Here is a 5883-nt window from a genome sequence, read left to right as displayed (position 1 = left end):
GATTATAGGATGGATAGTGTTTATTCTTGAGTCGAGTGTGATTCAGGAAATTATTCCTGTGGTCTTTTCGGTTTTCTTTGTCATAAAAGGAATAAGGTAGAGGGAATAATAGGTGGATTCCCATTCTTTTTTTGTTTTGCGCAACTATTTAAGCAGATTAAACGTATTGAATAGGGGCTTGTTAAACAAATTTGTTAGGGGTTGACTTTTGAATTGATTCAGAAGAGAAAATGGACCGTTGTATTTGCTATTTTACTAATTATTATTGCTAGTTCAGTTGTATTATGGGTGAAACAAAATAATACGAACAATAATCAACTGCAAGAAGAATCAATTATACCTGAGACAATAACCGATGTGAAAAAAAAATATGACGTCATTGTAGCTGGCACTGATCCGGAGGGTGTGGCTGCAGCTGTCTCGGCGGCTCGTAATGGATTGAAGGTGCTGTTGGTAGATGGTAAGGAACGTGAAATATTAGGTGGATTAATTACAATCGGATGGCTGAATACACTTGATTTGAATTACTCGCCAGTAAAATCGGATGTAGCTTGGAAGCATAATTTCTTGAACAAAGGGCTATTTCAAGAATGGTATGACAAGGTGGAAGGAACATCAGTAGATACGAATACAGCTGCGCTGGTATTCAATCAAATGGTGAAAAACGAACCTAACATTGAGGTTCTAATGAAAGTTAAGTCCATGAAACCAATGATAGAGACGGTAAACGACGTGTCTTCCATCACTGGCTTAACGATTGTGAAGGAAGATGGCGTTGAAACGAATGTTCAGGCAAAGGTTGTTATTGACGCAACACAGGATGCAGATATAGCGGCAGAAGCAGGTGTTCCGTTTACTACTGGTCGACAAGATTTGGGCAATCCGGATGCTAAAATGGCGGTAACGCTAGTCTTTAAGCTTAGTGGTGTCACCCAAGAAATATGGGATTCTTTTAACAAAAGAGATGATGGAACGGGTACTGACAAAATGAGCGCGTGGGGCTTTAAGGACGCCAAAGATTATGTATCCTCTAACCCGGATCGAGTCGGCCTTCGAGGGCTCAATATCGGAAGACAAAACGACGATACCATTCTAATTAACGCGATGCATATTTTTGGCATTGATCCATTGGATCCTGAATCAATTGAAGAAGCATTTGAGATCGGCAAGAAAGAAGCGAAGCTTATCACTGCTTTCCTTAAGGAAAATTTTCCTGAGCTGAAGGATCTTAAGCTTGTCGGTACTGCACCTGAATTGTATATACGAGAAACTAGACATATTCAAGGGGAATACCGATTAACAGCTACGGATCTATTAGAAAATCGTGATCAATGGGATGCAATTGCATACGGATCTTATGCTGTCGACATTCAGAGGTTAAGTAATAACGATAATGGAGCTATTGTAATGTCGCCGGAGCAATATGGTGTTCCTTTTCGCACAATCGTTCCTCTAAAAGTGGACAACTTGCTTGTTGTCGGCCGTGCAGCAAGCTTTGACACTATTCCACACGGAAGTGCGCGTGTTATTCCGTTAGGAATGGCAACTGCTCAAGCAGCTGGTGCTGCGGCAAAGCTTAGCATCGACCAAAACATTACTTTCCGTGAGTTATCGAAATCAAAGGAAAATATAGAAGCTTTACGTGCCGTGCTTGTTGAGCAGGGCATGGATTTGACCATGAATAAGATTGAACCAACGGAATACAGCAAGCATAAGGCTTATAAGGGATTKCTCGCAGCAGTCAGCATGGGCGTAGCATTCGGCGGGTATGATAACAGTAAATTTGATTTGGATCTTATTTCTAACCCTACACGCTTTGTGCGCAATATGAATGGTGTTAGCCAAGTACACGCTTCATATTTCCCTGGAAGTCTTGAACAAGCGTTAAATGATGTCTCAGAACCACTTGGACCATTATCCTTGCAGCAAGCGGCACTTATCATTTGTACTTCAGCCGGCATCCATACTACACTTGAGAACGCAGTATCCGAATTGCAGACTAAGGGTTGGGTTAAGGAAGCTGTTTTATCGATGATTGCAGACCCTGAGAATTTAACTGACGGCGATACGTATATGCTTATTCGAGATGTTGTGGAATATCATGTAGGAGTAGTTTATAAGTAATACACTTGCTATTAGTGTGAAATGTTCAATTAGAATCAAATACGAGTCATAGGTTCATTAACCACAGTTAAGTTTCCTCCGCCTTCAGGATGGTACAATAAGAGCATCATTTATATGATTCTAATCCAATGATGAAGGCGGCGGGAATAAGATGAATATATCTAATATTGCAGCGCAGTTATATACGCTGAGAGACTTTTGCAAGAACGAAGAGGATTTCAAGCAAACGTTGATCAAAGTCAAAGAAATTGGCTATCAAGCGGTACAGGTTTCAGGAGTAGGGCCAATTGCGCCCGAGAAGATCAAAGAGATAGTTGATGAAGTAGGACTACAAATTTGTGCGACACATGTAAGCTATGATGAGCTAGTAAACAATCTTGACTACTCCGTACAAAAGCATAAGTTATGGAACTGCAGGTATGTTGGATTAGGTGGTCTACCTACTGAGTATCGAAATGCGGAGGGCTATACAGATTTTGCGAAGAAGTTTTCTGAGATCGCGAAACGTTTACAGGAGCATGATCTTCAGTTTATTTATCACAATCATCATTTTGAATTTGAAAAGTTTAATGGAAGAACAGGTATGGATATATTAAGAGAAGAGAGTGACTATGACGCTTTCGGCTTTGAACTTGATACATACTGGGTACAGGTTGGCGGAGCTAATCCCGTAGACATGATTGGTAAAGTAAAGGGTCGTATGGGCGTTGTTCATTTAAAGGATCTAGCAATTGTAGATAACAAGCAGGTTTATGCGGAGATTGGTGAAGGCAATCTTAATTTCAATCAAATCATTGCAGCCTGTCGTGAAATTGGCGTGGAATGGTATGTAGTTGAACAAGATGAATGTCTGCGCGATCCATTCGAAAGCCTCGCAATTAGCTTTAATAATCTAAAGCAATTTTTAGCTTAGTTAGACCCTAACTCGTCTGGTCGTTTATATGAAAAAAAGAATGCCAGGATGCTAAAACGTCCTGGCATTCTTCGATTAGAAAGGGTATTGAATCCATCAAAACTCTTACTGAGCCGCGTTTGATTCTTTGGCCGTCATATGACTAGTACCGTGGAATACGCCACCCGATTCTATAAGCAGACTATGTGCTGTTAAGTTGCCAATCAGTGTTCCTGATGCACGAATGATTAATTTGCCTTTGACCTCTACGTTTCCGTTTAATCGACCAGCCAGAATAAGGTCGCGCGAGACGATATCAGAGCGGGCAGAGCCGTTCTCTCCGATGGTCACATCACCTGTTGATTCTATGTCTCCGATAACATGCCCCTCGATGCGAATGCTAGCTTCAGACTTAATTTTGCCCTCAAATGTTGTACCCTCGCCAATGAGAGTATCCATCGTATCCGGGTTTAATTTGGTGCCTTTGCTCTTAAACATATCACGGTTCCTTTCGATTTGACTTCATATAAGTCCATGGATCGACATCAACGCCGTTAACCGATACTTCATAGTGTAGATGTGGTCCTGTGCTTCGACCTGTGTTGCCTAGTTCTCCGATGATTTGGCCTTTCTTGACCGTGACACCCACATCGACTAATCGTTTGCTTAGATGGAGATAGCGAGTTTGTAAGCCTCTGCCATGATCAATGCTAATGTTATTACCATGTATGCGATCTCGATCTGACAACGTAACGATACCATCTGCCGCCGCATAGATAGGGTCACCTCTATCGCCACCGATATCGAGGCCGGAATGATAGGTTGATCTTTTTGTAAAAGGGTCTTTACGTGCCCCGAACAGCGAGGTCACCTTGCGAGAATCAGTTGGCCAGATGGTTGGTGTTATTTCTAATAGAGCTTGGTACTTAATAACGGCCTGCTTCGTTTCTTCTAAATGTGGCTTAAGCTCATCCATTTGAAGGTGAATATCGGAATAGCTTTTCTTCGTCTCCGTCACAAGTGAGTTCGGCGCTTCATCCCGAATAAGAAACTCCTCACCACCTTGTCCACCTTCTTCTGTTACAACACTCGTGCGGGCAACAGATATGCCTTCATCGATTCCCACTAGCTGCTTGAGCTGAGCGTCCAGATCATATATTTCGACCATCTTTTGTTCCATCAACTTAGCTTGCTCAGATAAATGGAGCAAGTCGGCTTGCATGGTAGTAATATTGACTTCTTTCTCAGTTAGCTGCTGTTCGTAGAGGTCTGTTGATGCAGTAAGCTCAGCCTTAAGTTGATCAGTAATGGCCGTATGCTTGGAGAAGAGAGAGAAGAATAAAAAAGCGCTTACAGTTAGAAATGCGACAATAGTTGGAATTAAAAGCAAGATGAACCTCGATATATGGTAGTGCCGAACGGATGAGTTTGCATCCGAAATGACTACGAATGTGAACCTTTTAGATAGCCAATTCATGACTTTCCTCCTATATTTGCAACAACTTGTTGAAGGCTATATTCGACATACATATTCAAAAATCCTGTTTTTTAAATAAATATTGGTATAAAATATAGCGATCTAACGAGATGGTGTCACAAATAGGTGGATGCGAGAATAAAAAAAACCCAGAGAGCGTATGCTCTCCGAGCCATAGTTACAAATTATTACAGAAGTAATTCCAACCATTCCTCCTGTGTGACAGGACCAAAGTAATAGGATAGGTCTATTCCACTAAGCAGCTCTCTCAGTGCAGATGCTTCATACCGAGTGCCGATAAGCTGTGCAGCCACTTCGTTGCTATCGCCTCTGCCGAAGAAGTCACCGAATATGACTGCATTTGTAATAAGACCTTCTTCTACCTGCAGACGAACATCGAATGTTCCAGCTGCGGCTAGACGTTTCTTCTGCTGGACGTTGAAGGACGGCGAACGACCATAGTTCCATTCCCAGCTGCGGTAACGCTCGTCCGCTAGCTTATGTACATTTGCCCAATCCTCTTCTGTCAGCTCGTAGAAAGGAATTTCTGCTTCACCCTCAAAGAGTGATTCCAGAAGGCTCTGTCTAAATTGTTCGATAGTAAGGGGCGCAGTCAAAAACTCCGAAATATTAGCTACTCTGCTGCGAATTGATTTTGTTGACTTGGATACATATTTCTCAGCATTCACTTTCAGCGCGGATACGATATTTTCCATTTCGGAATCGAATAGGAGCGTTCCATGACTGAACATTTTCCCTTTCGTCGAAAATTGCGCATTGCCGGATATTTTGCGTTCACCGACTTGAAGATCGTTGCGTCCGGTCATCTCAGCATCAACTCCAAGCTTGCGAAGAGCGCGAACAACGGGCTCCGTAAATTTCTTGAAGTTGTGGAAGGATTGGCCGTCGTCCTTCATGATAAAGCTGAAGTTTAAATTACCAAGGTCATGATAAACAGCACCGCCCCCGGAAAGTCTGCGTACGACATGAAGGCCATTCTGTTCCACGTATTCAGCATTAACCTCTTCAACGGTATTCTGATTTTTGCCTATAATAATCGATGGCTCGTTCACATAAAATAATAAGTAATCGTCAGTATCAGGTAGCGAACGGAGGATGTATTCCTCTAATGCCAGATTTAATGAAGGATCTGTAATGTTATGGTTGCTTACAAAGCGCATGGTGACTAACCTCCGAATTAATGTTTTCGCTAATCTAAATATCTTTCCCCTAATGATATCCCAAAGAAACCTACTCTTGTCAAACTGTTTAGGAAATATATTGATGATTCAATCTATTATATGGGCTGTAATTTCAGTATACTTATTTAGCAATCATAAAAGCAGTCTTTTTGGAAATATAGGAAAGTATAAGTTTTACGTTTATACTC

Annotated in this window: 5 protein-coding genes; 2 read left to right on the top strand and 3 right to left on the bottom strand. The window is 41.7% G+C overall.

The genetic code is table 11. The features are described 5' to 3' along the window. Positions 1 to 213: 213 nt before the first annotated feature. Together AC1DWN_RS25875 and AC1DWN_RS25870 are read left to right on the top strand one after the other, a co-directional pair. Positions 214 to 2124, top strand: coding sequence for an FAD-dependent oxidoreductase (locus AC1DWN_RS25875; protein ID WP_477561767.1), 1911 nt, complete (start codon positions 214 to 216; stop codon positions 2122 to 2124). Positions 2125 to 2275: 151 nt separating this feature from the next. Continuing rightward, positions 2276 to 3037 (top strand): sugar phosphate isomerase/epimerase family protein, encoded by a 762-nt coding sequence (locus AC1DWN_RS25870; protein ID WP_477561766.1) that lies wholly within the window; start codon positions 2276 to 2278, stop codon positions 3035 to 3037. A gap of 105 nt (positions 3038 to 3142) precedes the next feature. Here AC1DWN_RS25870 and AC1DWN_RS25865 read toward each other — a convergent pair whose 3' ends face one another. The 3 genes from AC1DWN_RS25865 to AC1DWN_RS25855 form a co-directional block, all read right to left on the bottom strand. Further along, the gene (locus AC1DWN_RS25865) at positions 3143 to 3514 is read right to left on the bottom strand and encodes a bactofilin family protein (RefSeq protein ID WP_477561765.1); all 372 of its coding nucleotides are present in this window, start codon (positions 3512 to 3514) and stop codon (positions 3143 to 3145) included. 1 nt (position 3515) lies between these two features. Next, positions 3516 to 4493: a M23 family metallopeptidase gene (locus AC1DWN_RS25860; RefSeq protein ID WP_477561764.1), complete on the bottom strand. Its 978-nt coding sequence runs from the start codon at positions 4491 to 4493 to the stop codon at positions 3516 to 3518. Positions 4494 to 4681: 188 nt separating this feature from the next. Then, the gene (locus AC1DWN_RS25855; RefSeq protein ID WP_477561763.1) at positions 4682 to 5674 is read right to left on the bottom strand and encodes a lipoate--protein ligase; all 993 of its coding nucleotides are present in this window, start codon (positions 5672 to 5674) and stop codon (positions 4682 to 4684) included. Positions 5675 to 5883: the final 209 nt, after the last annotated feature.

Source organism: Paenibacillus sp. P4_A7, from assembly GCF_056402455.1.
Note: the sequence above shows the minus strand (reverse complement) of the source record. Positions and strands in the feature narration are given on the sequence as shown.

Bases quoted from the DNA above. Each gene is read 5' to 3' on its own strand.
- AC1DWN_RS25870 (WP_477561766.1), top strand. From the start codon at position 2,276: ATGAATATATCTAATATTGCAGCGCAGTTATATACGCTGAGAGACTTT.
- AC1DWN_RS25865 (WP_477561765.1), bottom strand. From the start codon at position 3,514: ATGTTTAAGAGCAAAGGCACCAAATTAAACCCGGATACGATGGATACT.
- AC1DWN_RS25860 (WP_477561764.1), bottom strand. From the start codon at position 4,493: ATGAATTGGCTATCTAAAAGGTTCACATTCGTAGTCATTTCGGATGCA.
- AC1DWN_RS25855 (WP_477561763.1), bottom strand. From the start codon at position 5,674: ATGCGCTTTGTAAGCAACCATAACATTACAGATCCTTCATTAAATCTG.